Below are 19,863 nucleotides of genomic sequence, written 5' to 3' on the forward strand. Positions count from 1 at the left end.
CTCCCCGATGTCCTGCCGTCTACGCCAAACCCCTCCCACCGCATTGGCTCGCGCGGTGGCGTTGCATCCCACCCCGGCAGTCGGCGGGTCCCCGACCGCGCGGGCCGTCGCGTTGATCGACGAGGTCGAAGGCGACCGCGGTTTCTACGCCGGGGCGGTCGGCTGGTGCGGCCGGTGGTGGCGGAGGTTTCCGGGGTCGTCCCGGCGGCGGCGGTGGTCGTCCCGGCCAGCGCGGCGGTGCCGCAGGCGCGTTCGGCCGTCCCGGCGGCGCCCCGAAGCGTGGTCGCAAGTCGAAGCGCGCGAAAAGGGCCGAATACGAGAACATGCAGGCCCCGGTCGTCGGTGGCGTGCGGCTCCCGCACGGCAACGGCGAGACCATCCGGCTGGCCCGCGGCGCGTCGCTGAGCGATTTCGCCGAGAAGATCAACGCCAACCCGGCATCGCTGGTGCAGGCGCTGTTCAACCTCGGCGAGATGGTCACGGCCACCCAGTCCGTCGGTGACGAGACGCTGGAGCTGCTGGGCAGCGAGATGAACTACGTCGTGCAGGTCGTGTCCCCGGAGGACGAGGACCGCGAGCTGCTCGAGTCCTTCGACCTGTCCTACGGGGAAGACGCCGGGGACGAGGCCGATTTGGAGGTCCGCCCGCCGGTGGTCACCGTCATGGGTCACGTCGACCACGGCAAGACCCGCCTGCTGGACACCATCCGCAACGCCACCGTCCGCGAGGGCGAGGCCGGCGGTATCACCCAGCACATCGGCGCCTACCAGGTGACCGTGGACCTCGACGGCAGCGAGCGACCGATCACCTTCATCGACACCCCGGGTCACGAGGCGTTCACCGCCATGCGTGCCCGCGGTGCGAAGGCCACCGACATCGCGATCCTGGTGGTGGCCGCCGACGACGGCGTGATGCCGCAGACGGTCGAGGCGATCAACCACGCGCAGGCCGCCGACGTGCCGATCGTCGTCGCGGTCAACAAGATCGACAAGGAAGGCGCGGATCCGTCCAAGATCCGTGGCCAGCTCACCGAGTACGGGCTGGTGCCCGAGGAGTACGGCGGCGACACGATGTTCGTCGACATCTCCGCCAAGCAGGGCACCAACATCGAGGCGCTCCTCGAAGCGGTCATCCTGACCGCCGACGCATCCCTGGATCTGCGGGCCAACCCCGACATGGAAGCCCAGGGTGTGGCGATCGAGGCGCACCTCGACCGTGGCCGCGGCCCGGTGGCGACCGTGCTGATCCAGCGCGGCACGCTGCGGGTCGGCGACTCGGTGGTCGCCGGCGACGCGTACGGCCGCGTCCGCCGCATGGTCGACGAGCACGGCGAGGACGTCACCGAGGCGCTGCCGTCGCGGCCGGTGCAGGTCATCGGCTTCACGTCGGTGCCCGGCGCGGGTGACAACTTCCTGGTCGTCGACGAGGACCGCATCGCGCGGCAGATCGCCGACCGGCGCAGTGCGCGCAAGCGCAACGCGCTGGCCGCCCGCAGCCGCAAGCGGATCAGCCTGGAGGACCTGGATTCGGCGCTGAAGGAAACCAGCCAGCTGAACCTGATCCTCAAGGGTGACAACGCCGGTACGGTCGAGGCGCTCGAAGAGGCGCTGCTGGGCATCAAGGTCGACGACGAGGTGGAGCTGCGCGTCATCGACCGCGGTGTCGGCGGCGTCACCGAGACCAACGTCAACCTGGCGTCGGCCTCGGATGCGATCATCATCGGCTTCAACGTCCGCGCGGAGGGCAAGGCGACCGAGCTGGCCAACCGCGAGGGCGTGGAGATCCGGTACTACTCGGTGATCTACCAGGCCATCGACGAGATCGAGAGCGCGCTCAAGGGCATGCTCAAGCCGATCTACGAGGAGAAGGAACTCGGCCGCGCCGAGATCCGGGCGATCTTCCGGTCGTCGAAGGTCGGCAACATCGCCGGCTGCCTCGTCCAGTCCGGCATCATGCGGCGCAACGCCAAGGCGCGGCTGCTGCGTGACAACGTCGTGGTCGCCGAGAACCTCACCATCTCGTCGCTGCGCCGGGAGAAGGACGACGTCACCGAGGTCCGCGACGGTTACGAGTGCGGTCTGACGCTGACCTACTCCGACATCAAGGAAGGCGACGTCATCGAGACCTACGAACTGGTCGAGAAAGAGCGGACGTAGTGAGCGCTCGCACGCAGAACGGGACGCACCGTGGCTGATCCCGCACGGGCGAGGCGGCTCGCCAAGCGGATCTCCACGGTCGTCGCGTCGGCCATCGAGTACGAGATCAAGGATCCCCGGCTCGCCGGGGTGACGATCACGGACGCCAAGGTCACCAACGACCTGCACGATGCCACGCTGTACTACACGGTGATGGGCCGGTCGCTGGACGAGGAGCCCGACTACGGTGGCGCCGCCGCGGCGCTGGAGAAGGCCAAGGGTGTGCTGCGCACCAAGGTCGGCGCCGCCACCGGGGTCCGGTTCACACCGACGCTGGCGTTCGTGCGCGACACGGTCCCGGACGCGGCCCACCGCATGGAGGAGCTGCTGGCCCGGGCACGGGCCGCGGACGAGGATCTGGCGAGAGTTCGGCAGGGCGCCAAGCACGCCGGCGACACCGACCCGTACCGTGTAACCGGGGCGGAGGACGAAGCAACCGGGGACGCTGAGGACGCGGGTGACCTTGACACGCTCGATGACAGACTCGACGACTGAGCCCCGGACCGGCGCGCGCGTCGATGCCTGCGCCGCCGCCGAACTGCTCACCTCGGCCGACACCGTCAGCGTGGTGTGCCACGTGTTTCCCGACGCCGACACCATCGGGGCCGGACTGGCCCTGGCGCTGGTGCTCGACCAGGCCGGCAAGAGCGTCCACGTCAGTTTCGCCGAACCCGACGAGCTTCCCGAGTCGCTGCACACGTTGCCCGGCGGCGACCTGCTGGTGCCACCGCAGGACCTGCCCCGCGACGTCGATCTCGTGGTCACCGTCGACATCCCCAGCCTCAACCGGCTCGGGGCGCTGGGTGACCTCGCCGAGTCCGGCCGCGACGTGCTCGTCATCGACCACCACGCGTCGAATCAGCTGTTCGGCACCGCCAACTTCGTCGACCCGGCCGCGGATTCGACGACGATGCTGGTCGCCGAGTTGCTCGACGCGTGGGACAAACCGATCGACCTGTCGGTCGCGCACTGTCTGTACGCGGGGCTGACCACCGACACCGGCTCGTTCCGGTGGGCCAGCGCCCGGGCGCACCGGTTGGCGGCCCGGTTGGTCGAGATCGGGGTGGACAACGCCGCGGTGAGCCGCACACTGCTCGACACCCACCCGTTCGCGTGGCTGCCCATGCTGTCGCGCGTGCTGGGCTCGGCGCGGCTGGAACCCGACGCCGCCGGCGGACGCGGCCTGGTGTACGCGATCGTCGACCACGACGAGTTGTCGGCGGCACGCTCGGAGGAGATCGAGAGCATCGTCGACATCGTGCGTACCACCCGGCAGGCCGAGGTGGCGGCGGTGTTCAAGGAGATCGGGCCGCAGCGGTGGTCGGTGTCGATGCGCTCGAAATCGCTCGACGTGTCGACGATCGCGGGCACCTTCGGCGGCGGCGGCCACCGGCTGGCCGCGGGCTACTCGGCATCCGGATCAGCCGACGACCTGGTCGCCGCGCTGCGCACGGCCCTTGGCTGACGCGGTCCGACCGGCGACCAACCGGCGGATCGCCGCGCTCGCCTTCCCCGCCCTCGGTGTGCTCGCCGCCGAGCCGGTCTACCTGTTGTTCGACCTGGCCGTCGTCGGCCGGCTCGGTGCGCTGAGCCTGGCCGGCCTCGCGATCGGCGCGCTGATCATGGGCGTGCTCAGCTCACAGCTGACCTTCCTGTCGTACGGCACGACGGCGCGCGCGGCACGGTTCTACGGCGCCGACGACCGCAGGTCCGCGGTCGAGGAGGGAGTGCAGGCCACCTGGCTGGCGCTGGGGATCGGCACCGCGATCGTCGTCACGGTGCAGCTGACCGCGGTGCCGCTGGTGTCCGCCCTGGCGGCCGGCGGCGAGATCGCCGACGCGGCGCTGCCCTGGGTGCGCGTCGCCAGCCTGGCGGTGCCGGCGATCCTGATCGCCGCCGCCGGCAACGGCTGGATGCGCGGTGTGCAGGACACCGTGCGGCCGCTGCGCTATGTGGTCTTCGGGTTCGCGGTGTCGGCGGTGCTGTGCCCGCTGTTGGTGTACGGCTGGCTGGGTGCCCCCGAGCTGGGTCTGCAGGGGTCGGCGGTGGCCAATGTGGTGGGGCAGTACCTGGCCGCGGCGCTGTTCTGCCGGGCGCTGTTCGTCGAGAGGGTGCCGCTGCGGCCGCGGCCGGAGGTGCTGCGCGCGCAGGTGGTGATGGGCCGCGATCTGGTGTTGCGCACCATGGCGTTCCAGGCGTGTTTCATCTCGGCGGGCGCGGTGGCCGCCCGGTTCGGCGCCGCCGCCGTGGCCGCACACCAGGTGGTGCTGCAGCTCTGGAGTTTCCTTGCGCTGGTGCTCGATTCACTGGCCATCGCGGCCCAGTCGCTGGTCGGTGCCGCGCTCGGAGCCGGTCACCTCACCCACGCCAAAGCGGTGGCGTGGCGGGTGACGATCTTCTCCGCCGTCGCCGGGGTGGTGCTGGCCGCGGTGTTCGCGCTGGGCTCCTCGGTCTTTCCGTCCGTGTTCACCGACGACCGTTCGGTGCTGGACCAGATCGGGGTGCCGTGGTGGTTCCTGGTGGCCCAATTACCGGTCGCCGGAATCGTTTTCGCGATCGACGGGGTACTGCTCGGGGCCGGGGACGCCACGTTCATGCGCAACGCGACACTGATCAGCGCGCTGATCGGATTCCTGCCGCTGATCTGGTTGTCGCTGGCGTTCGGGTGGGGGCTGCTGGGTATCTGGGCCGGCCTGAGCACGTTCATGGTGCTGCGGCTGGTGTTCGTCGGCTGGCGGGCGTTGTCCGGCCGTTGGCTGGTGCCGGGCACGCGCTGACGTGCCCGGCCGGTCAGTACCCGGAGTCGGCCGTGGCGCCGTCGGGTGACAGCAGCGCCCGTGAACCGGACACCCCGAGTCGGGTGGCGCCGGCGGCGATCATCGCGCGGGCGTCCGCGAGGGTGCGGACACCACCGGAGGCCTTCACCGCCAGACCGGAACCGGCCACCGTGCGGTGCATCAGGTCCACGGCGTGCACGGTGGCGCCACCGGCGGGGTGAAACCCGGTGGAAGTCTTGACGAAGTCGGCGCCGGCGGCGACCGCGGCACGGCAGACCGCCACGATGGCATCGTCGGAGAGCGCCGCGGACTCGATGATCGCCTTCAGCACGGTGGGCGCGGGGACGGCCGCTCGCACGGCCGCGATATCGGCCTCGACGTGGTCGAACGCCCCCTCCCTGGCGGCCCCGACATCGATCACCATGTCGATCTCGTCGGCGCCGTTGCGCACCGCCTCGGCCGCTTCGGCGGCCTTGACCGCCGAAGTGTGCTTGCCACTGGGAAAGCCGCACACCGCAGCTACTTTCAGGTTCCCGGGTACGGTGACCGGCAGCATCGAGGGCGACACGCACACCGAGTAGGTGCCGAGTTCTGCGGCTTCGGCGATCAGCTTGTCGACGTCGGAACGAGTGGCTTCCGGTTTCAGCAGGGTGTGGTCGATCATCGCGGCGACGTCGGTCGCCGACGGCGAGGTGTGGGTGGTGTGGGTGCTCATCGAATCCTTGTTCTCTGTCGTTCTGGATGGTTGTCAGACGGCGCTTTTGGACTGCCGGTCCAGCAGGTAGTTCATGATCAGCGCCGCGATCAGGATCAGGCCGGTGACCAGCATCTGGAAGAAGGAGCTCAACCCCAGCAGGTTGAACAGGTTGCGCAGCACCGACAGCAGCAGCACCGCGATGAACGTGCCCAGTACGCCACCCTTCCCGCCGAACAGGCTGGTGCCGCCGAGGACCACGGCCGCGATCGCGTCGAGCTCGAGTCCCGCGTTGGCGGTCGGCTGGCCGATCGTCAGGCGTGCGGTGAGCAGCACACCGGAGAGTGCGGCGAGGCCGCCGGAGATGACGTAGGCCGCCGTGGTGATGCGCTGCACCGGCAGGCCGGACAGCCGTGCCGCCTGCGCGTTGCTGCCGACGGCGTAGATGTGCTCACCGAAGGTGGTGCGACGCAGCATGAGTCCGACGATCACCGTCACCGCGACGAAGATGATGCCGACCACGGGTATCCCGGCGATCGACCCGGCTCCGAGGAAGCGCAGCCCCATGGGGATCTCGGCGGTCGTCGGAGTGCCGTTGGTGGTCAGGTAGGTCAGGCCGCGGATGCTCTGCATTCCCGCCAGGGTCACCATGAACGCCGGCAGCACCAGATAGGCACTCAGCCCGCCCATCACCCCACCGAGCGCCAGGCCGGAGCCGATCGCCAGCGCCATGGCGATCGGCCAGGGCAAGCCCATCCCGATGAAGATCGCCACCAGCATTCCCGACAGCGCAGCCACACTGCCGACCGACAGGTCGATACCCGAGGTCAGGATCACCACCGTCATGCCGATCGCGACGATGCCGGTGAGGCTGGACTGCTGCAGCAGGTTCGCCATGTTCTGGGTGGTGAGAAACTGCGGTGCCGAGACCGACGCCACCACGAACAGCGCGATGAAGATGAACAGCAGGTTGAACCGCATGAAGATGGCACGGCGCTGCGTTTTCGCCCCCGCCGGCGGCTCGGATGATGCGGGGCGGTTTATCAATTCAGTCATGGTCAGTCTTCGTTCTTCCGGTGACGATGCAGCGGGCGATGTCCGCCGCCGGGGTGGTTGCGGGTTCGTACTGTGCGATGTTGTGACCCTCGTGCATGACCCAGATCCGGTTGCAGTTCTCGGTCAGCTCGCTTAATTCGCTCGACGCCATCACGACACCGACGCCGGCATCGGCGAGTGCCTGCACCTGCTCGAAAAGGTCGGCTTTGGCGCCGATGTCCAGACCGCGGGTGGGCTCGTCGAGGAGAAGGAGATCGATGCCGCGGGCCATCCATTTGGCCAGCACAACCTTCTGCTGGTTGCCACCCGAGAGTTGGCCGACGGGCTGCTCGACGCTCGCGAACTTGACGCCGAGGCGGTCCAGCGGGGGTCCGCACACCCGGCGGGCCCGGGCCATCGGGTTGAACCGCAGCGGGGGGAGTGCCGCGATCGCCGCGTTACGCAGGATCGACTGCTCCAGGAACAGCCCCTGACGCTTGCGGTCCTCGGGTACCAGTCCGATGCCGAGTGCGACAGCGCCGCGCGGCGTCAGCGAGGTGATCTTCTTCCCGTTGAGTGTCATGTCCAGATGGGCCCGGCGGTCGCCGAAAAGCGTTGCCAGCAATGTGGATCGGCCGGCACCGCCCAAGCCGGCGAGCCCGACGATCTCACCTCGGCCGACGGTGACGTCGTTGACGTCGATCACCCCGGGGATGGTCGCCCGGTGCACGTGCAGCAGCGGGTCGGCCGCGGCGGCGGCGTGGTGCCGACGCGGTGGCCGGGACTGCACCGAGCGCCCGATCATCGCCTCCACCAGTTCCTCTTTCGACACCGACGCGACGTCGAAGACACCGACTGTGGCACCGTCGCGCATCACGGTCGCGCGGTCGCCGATCTCCTTGATCTCGTCGAGTCGATGCGAGATGTAGATGACGGATTTGCCGGCAGCGGTGAGTTCCCGGATCACCCGGAAGACCGCAGCCAGATCGTGGTCGGTGAGCGTGGCGCTCGGTTCGTCCATCACCACGATTCGGGCATCGGTGGTCAGCGCCTTGGCGATGGCGGTGAGTTGCTGGTCGGAGACGGACAGTTCACCGACGACGGCCGACGGGGCGAACGTGCCGCCGACCCGCGCGATCGCCGCGGCGGCCTGTCGGTCGCGTTGCCTGCGGGCGACGAACAGGCCACCGCGGCGCGGTTCGTGACCGAGGAAGAGGTTCTGGGACACGGTCAGGTCGGGCACCAGATCCAGTTCCTGGTAGATGGTGTTGATGCCGGCCCGCACGCCGTCGAGTGGCGAGGTGAACACCACCGGTGTCCCCGCGAGGGTGATCGTTCCGGAATCAGGTCGATAAGAACCGGAGAGGATCTTCATCATGGTGCTCTTGCCGGCCCCGTTTTCGCCGAGCAGGCAGTGGACCTCACCCTCGGCCACCTCCAGGCTCGCGTTGTTGCAGGCCCGGGTCCCGGGGAAGACCTTGACGATGTCGGTCATCGTCAGCGCGACGGGCCGGGCCGACGAGGCCCCCGGGGCGGCCTGCGCGGGGGACGGGGAAGGCGGGGTCGGATCAAGGAAAGTCATATCAGGCCTCCAACACCGGGGCGGCGCTACGCTCCAGTACTGCGGTAGCGGTGGGTTCATCGGTGATCAGCACGGTGCACATCCCGCTGAGCAGAGCCGCCCTGACCACGGCCACTTTCGCGGGGCCGGCGGCGACGGCGATCGCGCAGTTGGCGTTCTTGACGTCCTCCAGGCTCAATCCCACTGTGCGACTGTCGATGTCAGGGTAGGCGAGCTCGCCCGCGGCAGTGATGTAGTGGGCCAGGACGTCGCCGCACGCGCCACGTGCTTCGAGTTCACGCAGTTCGTCGGGGGTCACAGCTCCGCACTCGACCAGCACCGATGTCGGCCCGAGAGCTCCCAGGGAGAACAACAGCGCGTCCGCGTTCCGGGCCCCGGCGAGAACATCGACGACGAAACCCTCGGCGTACAGCGCGTCACGTGTCTCGATCCGCTCCACGATCGCGGGCACCGGTAGCAGAGTGGTGCGGCCGTTACCGCTGTGGGCGATGCTGGTGGCGATGTCGGCTGCCGTGGTCGGGCGCACCGACCGGCTGACTCCGCCGTTGGCCTGGATCACCTCGATATTGCTGGTCCATCCGGCCGGAAGAACAGCGGCTATGTGCTGCAGGGTGTTTCCCCACGACACGGCCAACGTGCTGATCCACGACGAGTTGGCCCGCAGATAGTGCGCCGCGGCGGCAGCGATGTGGTCGTCGGTGCCCGGGGTGTCCGCTCCCGGGACCACGATGCATTCGCGCAGACCGAATTCACTGCGCATGCTGATCTCGAGGTGGCTGCGCCGCGCCTGCGGATGGACGATCTTGATCTGCACTATTCCGGCCTCGCGGGCCTCGTCGAGCAGCCTGCCGACCTTCCAGCGCGTCAGGTGCAGCTCACGGCCGATGTCCTCCTGGGTCCGGCCCTGCTCGTAGTAACACTGCGCCACGTGCAGCATGAGTTCGACGTGGCTCTTGTCGGAGGCTCGGGTCATCAGCGGGTCACCTCGATCCGCCGCGTCGCCGCCCGGTCGGCACCGTCGCGCATGAAGGGCTGCAGTATCGCCGTCAGCCGTTGGTAGTCGTCAAAGATGTTCTGGTAGATCTCGATTCGCTCAGGATCGGGTTCGAGTGTGCGTATCCGAGGGGAGAACAACCGGGATCCGTCGTCGAGTGACGCCGCCACTCCGGCGGCGGTCGCGGCGATCACCGCGCACGCCCGCAGTGTCAGGTTCTCACCGATGACGAGGTCGGCCGGGCGGCCGAGGACATCGACGGTGATCTGCTGCCACAACGGGTTCCGCTCGATCCCGCCGGAGAGAACCAGACGGTCACAGGGCACTCCCGACCGTTCGAAGGAGTCGATCACACTGCGGGTGCCACAGGCGACCGCTTCGACCATGGCGCGGTAGAGCTCCGCTTTGGTGGTTCCCAGCGAGAGCCCGACGACGGCACCGCGCAACCGTGCCTCGCGGTACGGCGTGCGGTTACCCATGAAGTAGTCCAGCGCGCGGAGTCCGTGCGCGGCGGGGTCGACGGATGCGGCCTCGTCGACGAGCGCGGCCAGCTCGGCGCGCGGCACGCCCATGATCGATTCGCCGGTCCACTTCAGCACCGATCCGCTCGCGACCTGGCCGCCCTCGACCAGCCATTTGTTCTGGTGCAGTGCCCGCGGATAGGGGCCCCAGATCTCGTGCGTGCTGGTGGGGACGTCGACTTCGGCGATGATCGCCGAGGAGGTACCCGAGACGATCGACACCAGGCCGTCCAGTTCGGCGCCGCACGCCAGTAACGAGACGTGCGCGTCGATACCACCGACCGCGACGACGGGTCGTCCGCTGATGCCGAGATCGGCGGCGGCCGCGGCACTGAGGGTGCCCGCCGCGCTGCCGACCTCGGCGATGCGGTCGGGCAGTTTGGTGGCCAGGTCCTCGACGCCGAGAGCGGTGTAGAGCTCGACCGGATAGCGCTGCGCGATGCTGTCGTAGTTGTACTTGCACACCGCGTTCATCTGCGAGCCGACCCACTGACCGGTGAGACGGAACGTCACGTAGTCGACCGCCTCGACGATCCTGGCCGCCGACAGATAGGTGGCAGGATCGTGCGACTTGAGCCACATCGCTTTGGGGACAAGCCATTCCGCGGCGTCGGAGCCGCCGGACCACTCCAGGATCGGGTAGTCGGCCGACAGCTGCGCCGTCCGCTCCGACTCCGTACCGCTCCGGCAGTCCATCCACAGAATCGCCGGGCGAAGCGGAACTCCGGCCCCGTCCAGCACGGCCACCGTCGACGACGTCGTCGCCGCTGCGATGGCGACGACATGGCCGGCGGCACGGCACGGGTCGGTGGTGAGTAGCTCGCGGGTGGCCGCGGTGATGGCATCCCACCAGTCCCGCGGGTCCTGCTCGGCCCAGCCCGGTCGCGGGAACCGGGTTGGATACGGCCGGTGCACCGCACCGAGCGCGACGCCGTCCTCGGTGAACGCGCCGACCCGGGCACCTTCGGTGCCCAGGTCGATCGACAGCAGGATTCCCATGGTCAGTCTTCGTTGGGCAGGAACAGGACCTTCGACGAGAAGATCGACCGCTCGCCGAGCTGATGCATCGTCTGCGGAAGCGCCGACAGCGGCAGCTCGTGGGTGATCATGAACTCCCACGCGAGCTGTCCCGTGGCCATCATCTTCGCCGAGGTACGCCACTCGTCACCGGGGAACGGCGCCGAGAACGAGTTCCAGGATCCGTGCAGCGTCGCTTCCTGACGCATGAACTGGTTGAACGTCTCCTTGCCGAGCGGAACCGGGGCGTGCGGGATGCCGATGAACACGGCATGGCCGTGCGGCCCGGTCAGATTGGCGGCCATGTCCGCGGTGGCCGGGACGCCGGCGGACTCCAGCACGACGTCGAAGCCGCGCCCTCCGAGCGCGCGGGCCTCCTCGACGCCCTGGACCGCGTCGCTGGCGCCGGCCTCGCGGGCCATCGCCGCCTTCTCCTCACTGAGGTCGACGGCCACGACCTCGGTTGCGCCGTGTAGCCGGGCCCACTGGACGGCGAACAGGCCGATCGGCCCGGCGCCGATGACGAGAACCCGGTGCCCGGCCCGCAGCCCGGTCTTCCACAAACCGTGCAGGGCGATGGCGGCGGGATCGAGCATCGCGGCCGCCCGCGGGTCCAGACCCTTCGGCACCTTCAACAGGTTGCCGACCGGCGACACGGCGTACTGGGCGTAGGCGCCGTCGCAACGGCTACCGAAGTAGTCGTAGTTCTCGCACAGTCCGAAAGCGCCTTTGAGGCAGTAGTCGCAGGCCCGGCACGGGATCAGCGGTGGCACCGATACCAGCTCGCCCACCTCGAAACCGGTCACACCTTCACCGACTTCGGCGACCCAGCCCGAGAACTCGTGGCCACAGATGATCGGCATGATGTAGCCGCCGTTGCGCAGCATGCGGGGGATGTCCGATCCGCAGACCCCGCAGGCCGCGATCTTGAGCAGGACCTGCCCGGGTCCCGGACGCGGCACCGCGACCTGCTCGACCCGGATGTCGCCGGGGGCATGCATCACGGCGGCTGTCATCACCTGCGGAAGGACGTACTCCGAGGTCAGATCGCGGGTCGGCACTTCGGTTGTCATAGGTGTCTCCTGTGCTCTGGTGGTTCTGTGGATCGGCGGGTGACGGCGGTCAGGCCGGTGGGGACTGCTGCTGGGCGAACGTGGTGTCGCCGATCAGCGCTGCGGCATTGGATTTGTCGACCAAACCCGTTCCGGCGTCGATGAATTCGGGTACCGACTCGCCGCGCGCCACCTTGACCGCGGTTTCGATCGCGAGCTGACCTTCGGCGTTGGGGTCGTTGAGCGCGGTGGCGACGTACTGGTCGCCTTCGGCGATGGCGCGCACGGCCTCCATCAGACCGTCGACGCCGAACACCTTGACGTCGCCGCGGTTGTTCTCGTCGAGCACCTGCAGCGCGCCCAGTGCCATGTCGTCGTTCTGGGCGTAGACGGCCTTCACGTCAGGATGGGCCTGCAACAGATCCTGCATGGCCGTCACGGCGTTGGAGCGGATGTAATCGCTGTAGGGGCCGTCGATCACGGTGATGTTCGGTTGGCCTTCGACCGCGGCGGCGAATCCGTCGTGCCGATCGCGAGCCACCGCCCCGCCGGCGTCGCCCTGGATCTCGATGATCTTTCCGCCGGCAGGTCCGAGCGTCTGCACGGCGGCTTCGCTGACGAGCTGGCCCATCGCCTTGTTGTCGCGGCCGACGAAGGCGGCCGCGCCCGACTCCACGGGACGGTCCACGGTGACCACCTTGATGCCCGCGGCGTCGGCTGCAGCCAGTGACGGCGCGATGCCCTTGGGGTCGACCGGGTTGATCACAAGCACGTTGATGCCCCGGGTGATCAGGTCCTGCACGTCGTTGTTCTGTTTGGTGACATCACCATTGGCGTCGGCGAAGAACAGTTCGTTGCCGTCGCGCTCGGAGGTCTGCTTGGCTGCGTCGGTCAACGCGACGTAGAACGGACTCTGCTGGGTCGCCTGGCTGAAGCCGATCTTGACCGGGCCGTCCGACGTGGTGTTGCCGCCGGCGGCGCCGTTCTCTCCGGGCATCGAGCATGCGGACGATCCGATCGCCACCGAGGCCGAGAAGGCGATTCCCGCCATCACCTTTGCGAGTCTCATTGTTACTCCTAACTTGCGCCTCGACGTCGAGGCGGCGTGACGCCCATCACCGTAGAAACCGCGATTGCGACTAGTCAACATATGCGCATAGTTTTGCTCATATGAGCACAACGGTAACCGATCGTTCACCCCCGGCCGCCCCGCGGGGTCGATCGGGTTGGTGGCGCGGCGTCAACGACGCAGCCCGGCCCCGGTGAACCGGGGCCGGGCTGTGGCGGTGCGGACGGTGTCAGTCGGCGGCGGAGGAGCTGCCGAGCAGGTCACGCACGCGGTTGGCGACCTTGGTGAACTCGGGCCGTTCCATCGTCTCGGCGTACTCGCGCTCGGCGGGCAACTCGACGTCGAGGGTTTCGATGATGCGGCCCGGCCGCGGGCTCATCACGACGACCCGATTGGCCAGATAGACCGCCTCGGCGACCGAGTGGGTCACCAGCACCACCGTGGTGCCCGTCTCCCGCCAGATCCGGTGGAGTTCGACGTTCATCTTCTCGCGGGTCAGCGCGTCGAGTGCGCCGAACGGCTCGTCCATCAGCAACACCCGGGGCTGGTGCAGCAGCGCCCGGCACAGCGAAACACGTTGCTGCATACCGCCGGACAGCTCGTGGGGCAACGCGTTCTCGAACCCGGTGAGCCCGGTCATCTCGATCAGCTCGTCGCACCGTTGCTGCGCCGCCTGCCGTGGCATCCCGCGCATCTCGGCCTGCAGCAGGATGTTCTTGCGGACCGAGCGCCACTCCAGCAGCGCCGCACGCTGGAACACATAGCCGATCGCACGCTGCGGTCCGCGGACCTGCTTGCCGCGCAGCAGCACCTCACCCGAGGTGGCGTCGGTCAGACCGGCGACGACCTTCAACAGGGTCGACTTGCCGCAGCCCGACGGACCGGCGATGGAGACGAACTCTCCGTCGGCGACCTGCAGATCGACATCGGCGAGCGCGGTGACCGACGCGCGTTTGGAGGAGAACCGCACGGTGAGGTTCTCGATCGTGATGGCCGCGGCGTCCACGGACGTCATGGGTGTTCCCGGTGGTGCGATGGTGGCGGTGGGCATGTCCATGCTCTCCTACTGCCGGCCCTGAGGCGTGAACGACGAATCCCAGTACTCGGCAGGGTCTTTCGCCGATTCCAGCAGACCGGCCTCGTTGAGGGTGGCGATGGTGGTCTTCCAGTCCTCGTCGGCGTTGGTGCCCGGAACCTGCTCGGCCGTCGCAGGCGTGGACAGCAGCGGTATGGTCTGCTGCCACTGCTGCAGCAGCACCTCGCGCGGAGGCATCTGCGGGTCCTTTCCGGCCATCGCGTCGACAGCCGCTTCCGGGTTCTCGGTCGCCGCGGCGTATGCCTCGCTGGTGGCGTCCACCATGGACTGCACGAGTTCGGCGTCGTCGGCGATCGTCGAGTTCTTGGCGATCAGGCCGTTGCTGTAGAAGTTCAGGCCGGCGTCGGAGTAGCGCAGGTAGCGCACCTCACGGCCACTCTTGTCGGCGATCGTCGGGCCCTGGTCGTGTGCGAACCCGATCAGCCCGTCGACCTGTCCGGAGAGCATCGCGGCCATCTTGCCCGCGGCGTCGAGGCTCTGCTGGGTCACCTGGTCCTCGGGCACGCCGACCTTGTTCAGGTAGATCGGGAACGTCGTGGTCGGCGCGTCGCCGGCCGAGACCGCGATGGTGCGACCCGCCAGATCCTGCGGGGTGTCGATGCCGGAGTCGGCGAACACCTGCACGGCCGAGGGGGTGGTCTGCAGGAACACACCGGCGCTCTTGACGTCCACCCCCTTGTCGATGTTGCTCAGCACGGCCGGGGTGTCGGCCCAGCCGAAGTCGGCCTGGCCGGAGCCGACGGCCTGGACGGTTTTCGTGGATCCCTGGCCGGCGTCGATGGTGAGGTCGATGCCGTGCTTGGCGAAGATCCCCTCCTGAACGCCGTAGTAGAACGGGGCGTGCTCACCGTACGGGTACCAGTTGAGCATCAGGGTGGCCGTTGCGTTGGAGCCTTCGGCGGCCGGAGTGTTCTCGGAACCGCCGCCGCCGCAGGCGGTCAGCGTGAGCATGGCGACGGTGGCGGCCGCGACTGCTGCGCGGCGTCGGGTGAACGTCATCGTTTCTTCCTTTGCGGGTCAGGGGTCAGGCGGCGGTGCTGGCGGAGTTCGAGGTGCGGCGTGACGAATGCCATGGGATGAGGAGCTTTTCGGCGATCTCGATGATCGCGAACAGCACGATGCCGAGCAGCGACATGATGATCAGCGCGGCGAACAGCATCGCCGTGTCGACGTTTCCGTTCGCCTGCAGGATGACGTAACCCAAACCTTCGTTGGCGCCGACGAATTCACCCACCACGGCCCCGGTGACCGCCAACGTGGCGGCAACCTTCAGTCCCGACATCAGCTGCGGCAGCGAGGCGGGGAAACGGATCTTCATGAAGGTCTTGAAGCGGCTCGCACCCATCGTGGATGTCAGTTCCAGGATCTCGGGATCGACCGAACGCAGGCCGGCGAGTCCGGAGATCACGATGGGGAAGAAGGCCATGAGCACGGCCACGAGGATCTTCGGCGACGGCCCGAAACCCAGCCAGACCACGAACAGCGGCGCGATCGCGATCTTCGGGATCACCTGGGCGAACAGGATCAGCGGGTAGACGGTCTTCTCCAGGCTGGAGGAGTACATCATCACGACGGCCACGAAGACGCCGAAGACGGCGGCGATGACGAAGCCGAGCACCGTCTCCCAGGTGGTGACCCAGGTGTGCTGGACCAGGTAGCCGGCGTTCTGCTGCGTGGTCTGCCAGGTGTCCCCGGGGGAGGGAAGGATGTAGGGCGCGACGAGGTCGGCCTCGGTTACCGCCCACCATGCGGCGAGCAACGCGATGACCAGCGCGACCGGCCGCCACAGGGCTGCCGCCGTGCGGCGCGGGGAGAACGACGGCCGCCATGGGCGTCGAGTGCGGGTGGACCCCGGAGGGGAGGTCGACGAGGAGGGGCGCAAGCCGGCCGATGCGGTTACCGCCATGGAATGTCCTAAAGGTCGCAGTGTCTCGGGGGTTGAAACCCGACGGGAATGCGCTTTCCGAAGCGGTTCCGACCCTAACGTGACGCAGCGCACACTGTCAACGGCCACCCGGGGGCGGTGCGTCGGCAGCCGGTCAGGGCAGACGCGTGCTGTCGCGCAGGACGACCCGGCCGGGTACTCGTTCGCGCAGGTCATCGCAGTCGGCCCGGAGCGCCAGAGCCACCGCGCGGGCGCCGATCTCCTCCAGTGGCAGCGCAACGGTCGACAGGCTCGGGGTGTGATCGCGCAGCGTCGGGATGTCGTCGAAGCCGGCGATGCACACGTCGCGCGGAACGGCCAGGCCCATTTCCCGCCACGCGGCGATCGCCCCGATCGCCATCACGTCGGTGACCGCGAAGACGCACACCGGTGTCGCCCCGGTGTCCGGGGACAGTTGCAGGGCGGCGGCGAGTCGTTGCGCGGCGGAGTGGCCACCGTCGCGGGTGAAGCTGCCCGACACCTCGACCAACGGGGTCAGGCCTCGCCGGCCCAGTGCCTCGACGAAGCCGTTGCGCCGGTCCACCGAGGTCCGAATGCTGGCGGGGCCGCCGATCACCGCGAACCGGGTGTGCCCGGCTTCGGTCAGAGCATCGGCCAGTTCCGCTGAGGCGAAATGGTTTTCAGGCTCCACCGCGCCGCCGAAGGCCAGCGGCTGGCCGATCACCACGACCCGCCCGCCGTTGGCCCGGTAGCGACCGAACTCGGCTTCCAGATCGCGGTCGAGGTGTCCGCTCTGCCGGGAACCGGCGAGGATGATGGCATCGGCCCGGTGGGCGACGAAGGTGCTGACCGATTCCCGCTCGATGTCGAAATCGCGGTCGGTGCTGGCCAGCAGTACCTGCTTGCGCGCGGTACGCGCCGCGGTCTGGACACCGCGCACGATCGACGAGAAGTACGGGTCGGCGATGTCGTGCACGATCAGGCCCAGCAGGCCGGTCGACGCCCGGGCCAGCGCCTGCGCCTGCGCGTTCGGCACGTAACCGAGTTCGCGGGCCGCCGCCCGGACCCGGTCTGCCACACCTTCGCCGGGAATCCTGGCCGAGCCGTTGAGAACGCGTGAGGCGGTGGCCTGCGACACCCCTGCGCGCGCAGCCACTTCCTGCAAGGTCACCGCCGCCATGTTCGCTGCTCCCGCCGTTCCGACCGGTGTCCGTCGAGGCGGCCCCGGCCGGGCGGCGGCTCGGGGTTGACCTGCGACCTGCGCACAGCTTACCGTGGAAAGCGCATTCCGAAGTGCTGACACCGCGCGTTCTCTCTCGCGAGACCGCGGTGCAGGTCAACCGACAGCACTCGCCGAGGGCGGCCCCCGGCTCCTGAAGACAAGGAACCATCCTGATGACTTCACCGCGCACGACTCTGCGCATCGCCATGAACGGTGTGACCGGGCGGATGGGTTACCGCCAGCACCTGCTGCGTTCCATCCTGCCGTTGCGTGACAGCGGTCTGCTCCTCGACGACGGGACCCGCGTGGCGGTCGAGCCGATCCTGGTGGGACGCAACGCCGACAAGATCGCGGAGCTGGCCGCCCGCCACGCCGTCGACGAATGGACCACCGACGTCGCGTCGGTGATCGCCGATCCCACCGTGGACGTGTACTTCGACGCGCAGGTCACCTCGCGGCGGGTGGAGGCGCTGTCCGCGGCGATGAAGGCCGGCAAGCACGTGTACACCGAAAAGCCCACCGCCGAAACCCTCACCGAGGCAATCGAACTGGCCCGGATGGCGGACAACGCCGGCGTCGTGGCCGGGGTTGTGCACGACAAGCTGTACCTGCCCGGCCTGGTGAAGCTGCGCCGACTGGTCGACGAAGGCTTCTTCGGGCGGATCCTGTCGATGCGCGGCGAGTTCGGCTACTGGGTCTTCGAAGGAGACGGCCAGCCCGCCCAACGACCGAGCTGGAACTACCGCGCCGAGGACGGCGGCGGAATCACGGTGGACATGTTCTGCCATTGGAACTACGTCATGGAAGGCCTGCTCGGCAACGTGCAGGCGGTGACCGCCCGCGCGGTCACCCACATCCCGACGCGATGGGATGAGAACGGCCGATCCTATGCCGCCACCGCCGACGACGCGGCCTACGGCATCTTCGAGATCGAGGGCGGCATCGTCGCGCAGATCAACTCGTCCTGGGCGGTGCGGGTGTACCGCGACGAACTGGTCGAATTCCAGATCGACGGCACGCACGGCTCCGCCGTGGCGGGACTGCGGCGGTGCGTGGCCCAGCAGCGCGCCCACACCCCCAAACCGGTGTGGAACCCCGACCTTCCGGTCACCGAGAAGTTCCGTGACCAGTGGCTGGAGGTGCCCGCCAACGCCGACCTGGACAACGGCTTCAAGCTGCAGTGGGAGGAGTTCCTGCGCGACGTGCTGGCCGGGCGGCCGCACCGGTTCGGGCTGCTGTCGGCCGCCCGTGGCGTGCAGCTGGCCGAACTCGGTCTGAGGAGCTCCGCCGAGGGCCGGCGGCTCGACGTGCCCGAGATCGTGCTGTGACGGCGACGACGGGAGCCCGCACGGCATCGGTGCTCCTCCCACTGGACGGCGAGCTGCGCCGGTACCAGCTCGGGCAGCCGGGGCAGTGGTGCAGGCCGTCGCAGCCGATCACCTCCCGGATCGCTTATGCCGCGGCGCACGTCGTGCCGAGGACGCTCGCCGACACCACACCCGGCGCTCCCGCGGATCTGGACTGGGACGCCACGATGGCCTATCGGAACGAGCTCTGGTCCTACGGGCTCGGTGTCGCCGACGCCATGGACACCGCGCAGCGCGGGATGGGTCTGGACTGGCCCGCGACCCGCGAGCTGATCATCCGGTCGGGACGGGAAGCGGCCGCGGTGCGAGGCCTGCTGGCATGCGGCGCGGGCACCGATCACCTCGACCCGGCCGACGTGCCCGGAGGCCGGCGCGGCCTGACCGTCATCACCGACGCGTACCGGCAACAGATCGAGGTGGTGCGCGACGCGGGGGCCGAGGTGATCCTGATGGCATCACGGGCGCTGGCGCAGGTCGCCACGAGCGCGCAGGACTACCTGACCGTCTACGGCGCCCTGCTCGCCGAGGCCGACCGGCCCGTGATCCTGCACTGGCTGGGCGAGGTGTTCGACCCGGCGCTGCGCGGATACTGGGGCAGCGCCGACATCCCGGCCGCCACCGCGACGTTCGAAGAGCTCGTGCGCGCGCACGCCGACAAGGTGGACGGCGTCAAGGTCTCGTTGCTGGACGCCGCGCACGAAGTGGCGCTGCGCCGCGCGCTGCCCGACGGTGTGCGGCTCTACACCGGTGACGACTTCAACTATCCGGAGCTGATCATCGGTGACGAGCACGGCCATTCGGACGCCCTTCTGGGCATTTTCGCCGCGGTCTATCCCGCCGCGTCGACGGCGTTGCAGCGCCTCGACGCGGGGGACGCAGCCGGAGCCGAGCGGATCTTGGAATCGACCCGCGCGCTCGGCAGGCACATCTTCGCCGCGCCGACGTACTACTACAAGACCGGCATCGCGTTCCTGGCCTGGCTCAACGGGCATCAGCGCAACTTCGCGCTGGTCGGCGGGCTTTCGGCCGGCCGGTCGGTCACGCATCTGAGCGGGGTCTTCGTGCTCGCCGACCGCGCCGGCCTGTTCATCGACCCGCAGCTGGCCGCGGACCGGATGCACACCTACCTGTCGCTGAACGGAGTGGGTTGATGTCGCAAGCATTCGGCCGCCTGTCGCTGAACACCATGACGACCAAGGGCTGGACGTTGCGCCGGGCCGCCGAGGCCACCGCGGCCGCGGGGCTGGCGATGCTGATGTCCGGCAGTTCGGGTGTCACCGCGACCGGGGTGACGGCGATGGCACTAGCGGTGAGCAGCGCGGCCCCGGCGGTCGAGTATGAGCGAATAGATGTGTGC

Annotated in this window: 16 protein-coding genes and 3 pseudogenes; 8 read left to right on the top strand and 11 right to left on the bottom strand. The window is 68.8% G+C overall.

The annotated features are described in order from the left end of the window. From ASJ79_RS31765 to ASJ79_RS28945, 5 genes and pseudogenes are all read left to right on the top strand, one after another. Nucleotides 1-178: pseudogene (locus ASJ79_RS31765) on the top strand (chorismate-binding protein); the annotation flags it as partial. Beyond that, nucleotides 159-2,156 (top strand): annotated as a pseudogene (infB, locus tag ASJ79_RS28930) (translation initiation factor IF-2); the annotation flags it as partial. The pseudogenes ASJ79_RS31765 and infB, both read left to right, overlap by 20 nt. A gap of 30 nt (nucleotides 2,157-2,186) precedes the next feature. Next, complete coding sequence (gene rbfA / locus ASJ79_RS28935) at nucleotides 2,187-2,690, top strand: 30S ribosome-binding factor RbfA (RefSeq protein WP_067962886.1); 504 nt, start codon at nucleotides 2,187-2,189, stop codon at nucleotides 2,688-2,690. Then, the gene (locus ASJ79_RS28940) at nucleotides 2,671-3,660 is read left to right on the top strand and encodes a bifunctional oligoribonuclease/PAP phosphatase NrnA (RefSeq protein WP_067962890.1); all 990 of its coding nucleotides are present in this window, start codon (nucleotides 2,671-2,673) and stop codon (nucleotides 3,658-3,660) included. Before rbfA ends, ASJ79_RS28940 begins: the two co-directional genes overlap by 20 nt. Continuing rightward, nucleotides 3,653-4,972, top strand: a complete 1,320-nt coding sequence (locus ASJ79_RS28945) for an MATE family efflux transporter (protein WP_067962893.1) — start codon at nucleotides 3,653-3,655, stop codon at nucleotides 4,970-4,972. The genes ASJ79_RS28940 and ASJ79_RS28945 overlap by 8 nt, the downstream gene beginning before the upstream one ends. 13 nt (nucleotides 4,973-4,985) lie before the next feature. On the opposite strand, the gene deoC is transcribed toward ASJ79_RS28945, so the two are convergent. The 11 genes from deoC to ASJ79_RS29000 all read right to left on the bottom strand — a co-directional run bounded on the left by deoC (nucleotide 4,986) and on the right by ASJ79_RS29000 (nucleotide 17,097). Then, a complete protein-coding gene (deoC, locus tag ASJ79_RS28950) occupies nucleotides 4,986-5,687 on the bottom strand; it encodes a deoxyribose-phosphate aldolase (protein ID WP_067962896.1) in 702 nt (233 codons plus the stop codon). Nucleotides 5,688-5,720: 33 nt separating this feature from the next. Further along, nucleotides 5,721-6,722: an ABC transporter permease gene (locus tag ASJ79_RS28955; protein ID WP_067962899.1), complete on the bottom strand. Its 1,002-nt coding sequence runs from the start codon at nucleotides 6,720-6,722 to the stop codon at nucleotides 5,721-5,723. Then, on the bottom strand, nucleotides 6,715-8,283 hold the full coding sequence (locus ASJ79_RS28960; protein ID WP_082754131.1) for a sugar ABC transporter ATP-binding protein: 1,569 nt from the start codon (nucleotides 8,281-8,283) through the stop codon (nucleotides 6,715-6,717). The genes ASJ79_RS28955 and ASJ79_RS28960 overlap by 8 nt, the downstream gene beginning before the upstream one ends. 1 nt (nucleotide 8,284) lies before the next feature. Next, nucleotides 8,285-9,256, bottom strand: a complete 972-nt coding sequence (locus ASJ79_RS28965; RefSeq protein ID WP_067962905.1) for a sugar-binding transcriptional regulator — start codon at nucleotides 9,254-9,256, stop codon at nucleotides 8,285-8,287. Next, nucleotides 9,256-10,797: an FGGY-family carbohydrate kinase gene (locus tag ASJ79_RS28970; protein ID WP_067962906.1), complete on the bottom strand. Its 1,542-nt coding sequence runs from the start codon at nucleotides 10,795-10,797 to the stop codon at nucleotides 9,256-9,258. The genes ASJ79_RS28965 and ASJ79_RS28970 overlap by 1 nt, the downstream gene beginning before the upstream one ends. A gap of 2 nt (nucleotides 10,798-10,799) precedes the next feature. Next, nucleotides 10,800-11,888 (bottom strand): galactitol-1-phosphate 5-dehydrogenase, encoded by a 1,089-nt coding sequence (locus ASJ79_RS28975; protein ID WP_067962909.1) that lies wholly within the window; start codon nucleotides 11,886-11,888, stop codon nucleotides 10,800-10,802. A gap of 49 nt (nucleotides 11,889-11,937) precedes the next feature. Next, nucleotides 11,938-12,936: a substrate-binding domain-containing protein gene (locus ASJ79_RS28980; protein WP_067962912.1), complete on the bottom strand. Its 999-nt coding sequence runs from the start codon at nucleotides 12,934-12,936 to the stop codon at nucleotides 11,938-11,940. 229 nt (nucleotides 12,937-13,165) lie between these two features. Beyond that, nucleotides 13,166-13,987 carry an ABC transporter ATP-binding protein gene (locus ASJ79_RS28985; RefSeq protein WP_067962930.1) on the bottom strand — a complete coding sequence of 274 codons (822 nt, stop codon included), beginning with the start codon at nucleotides 13,985-13,987 and terminating at the stop codon, nucleotides 13,166-13,168. A gap of 12 nt (nucleotides 13,988-13,999) precedes the next feature. Further along, entirely contained in the window at nucleotides 14,000-15,031 is a 1,032-nt protein-coding gene (locus ASJ79_RS28990; protein ID WP_067962915.1) for an ABC transporter substrate-binding protein, read from the bottom strand. A gap of 25 nt (nucleotides 15,032-15,056) precedes the next feature. Beyond that, nucleotides 15,057-15,938 (bottom strand): ABC transporter permease, encoded by an 882-nt coding sequence (locus tag ASJ79_RS28995; protein ID WP_067962918.1) that lies wholly within the window; start codon nucleotides 15,936-15,938, stop codon nucleotides 15,057-15,059. Between the two features lie 133 nt (nucleotides 15,939-16,071). Beyond that, the gene (locus tag ASJ79_RS29000; protein ID WP_067962921.1) at nucleotides 16,072-17,097 is read right to left on the bottom strand and encodes a LacI family DNA-binding transcriptional regulator; all 1,026 of its coding nucleotides are present in this window, start codon (nucleotides 17,095-17,097) and stop codon (nucleotides 16,072-16,074) included. Between the two features lie 215 nt (nucleotides 17,098-17,312). Here ASJ79_RS29000 and ASJ79_RS29005 point away from each other — a divergent pair, with 215 nt between their 5' ends. From ASJ79_RS29005 to ASJ79_RS34615, 3 genes and pseudogenes are all read left to right on the top strand, one after another. Next, nucleotides 17,313-18,467 (top strand): Gfo/Idh/MocA family protein, encoded by a 1,155-nt coding sequence (locus ASJ79_RS29005; protein WP_067962924.1) that lies wholly within the window; start codon nucleotides 17,313-17,315, stop codon nucleotides 18,465-18,467. Continuing rightward, nucleotides 18,464-19,657: a dihydrodipicolinate synthase family protein gene (locus ASJ79_RS29010; protein WP_067962927.1), complete on the top strand. Its 1,194-nt coding sequence runs from the start codon at nucleotides 18,464-18,466 to the stop codon at nucleotides 19,655-19,657. Before ASJ79_RS29005 ends, ASJ79_RS29010 begins: the two co-directional genes overlap by 4 nt. Then, nucleotides 19,657-19,863: pseudogene (locus ASJ79_RS34615) on the top strand (hypothetical protein); the annotation flags it as partial. The gene ASJ79_RS29010 and the pseudogene ASJ79_RS34615, both read left to right, overlap by 1 nt.

It is taken from the genome of Mycobacterium sp. NAZ190054 (genome assembly GCF_001545925.1).
In the GTDB taxonomy this organism is placed as follows: Bacteria; Actinomycetota; Actinomycetes; order Mycobacteriales; family Mycobacteriaceae; genus Mycobacterium.

What these genes read in the sequence shown, in the direction of transcription:
- ASJ79_RS29000 (WP_067962921.1), bottom strand. Translation starts at nt 17,097, where the DNA reads ATGGCGGCGGTGACCTTGCAGGAAGTGGCTGCGCGCGCAGGGGTGTCG.
- deoC (WP_067962896.1), bottom strand. Translation starts at nt 5,687, where the DNA reads ATGAGCACCCACACCACCCACACCTCGCCGTCGGCGACCGACGTCGCC.
- ASJ79_RS28980 (WP_067962912.1), bottom strand. Translation starts at nt 12,936, where the DNA reads ATGAGACTCGCAAAGGTGATGGCGGGAATCGCCTTCTCGGCCTCGGTG.
- ASJ79_RS28985 (WP_067962930.1), bottom strand. Translation starts at nt 13,987, where the DNA reads ATGCCCACCGCCACCATCGCACCACCGGGAACACCCATGACGTCCGTG.
- ASJ79_RS29005 (WP_067962924.1), top strand. Translation starts at nt 17,313, where the DNA reads ATGACTTCACCGCGCACGACTCTGCGCATCGCCATGAACGGTGTGACC.
- ASJ79_RS28940 (WP_067962890.1), top strand. Translation starts at nt 2,671, where the DNA reads ATGACAGACTCGACGACTGAGCCCCGGACCGGCGCGCGCGTCGATGCC.
- ASJ79_RS28970 (WP_067962906.1), bottom strand. Translation starts at nt 10,797, where the DNA reads ATGGGAATCCTGCTGTCGATCGACCTGGGCACCGAAGGTGCCCGGGTC.
- ASJ79_RS28995 (WP_067962918.1), bottom strand. Translation starts at nt 15,938, where the DNA reads ATGGCGGTAACCGCATCGGCCGGCTTGCGCCCCTCCTCGTCGACCTCC.
- ASJ79_RS28965 (WP_067962905.1), bottom strand. Translation starts at nt 9,256, where the DNA reads ATGACCCGAGCCTCCGACAAGAGCCACGTCGAACTCATGCTGCACGTG.
- ASJ79_RS28960 (WP_082754131.1), bottom strand. Translation starts at nt 8,283, where the DNA reads ATGACTTTCCTTGATCCGACCCCGCCTTCCCCGTCCCCCGCGCAGGCC.
- ASJ79_RS28990 (WP_067962915.1), bottom strand. Translation starts at nt 15,031, where the DNA reads ATGACGTTCACCCGACGCCGCGCAGCAGTCGCGGCCGCCACCGTCGCC.
- ASJ79_RS28975 (WP_067962909.1), bottom strand. Translation starts at nt 11,888, where the DNA reads ATGACAACCGAAGTGCCGACCCGCGATCTGACCTCGGAGTACGTCCTT.
- ASJ79_RS28955 (WP_067962899.1), bottom strand. Translation starts at nt 6,722, where the DNA reads ATGACTGAATTGATAAACCGCCCCGCATCATCCGAGCCGCCGGCGGGG.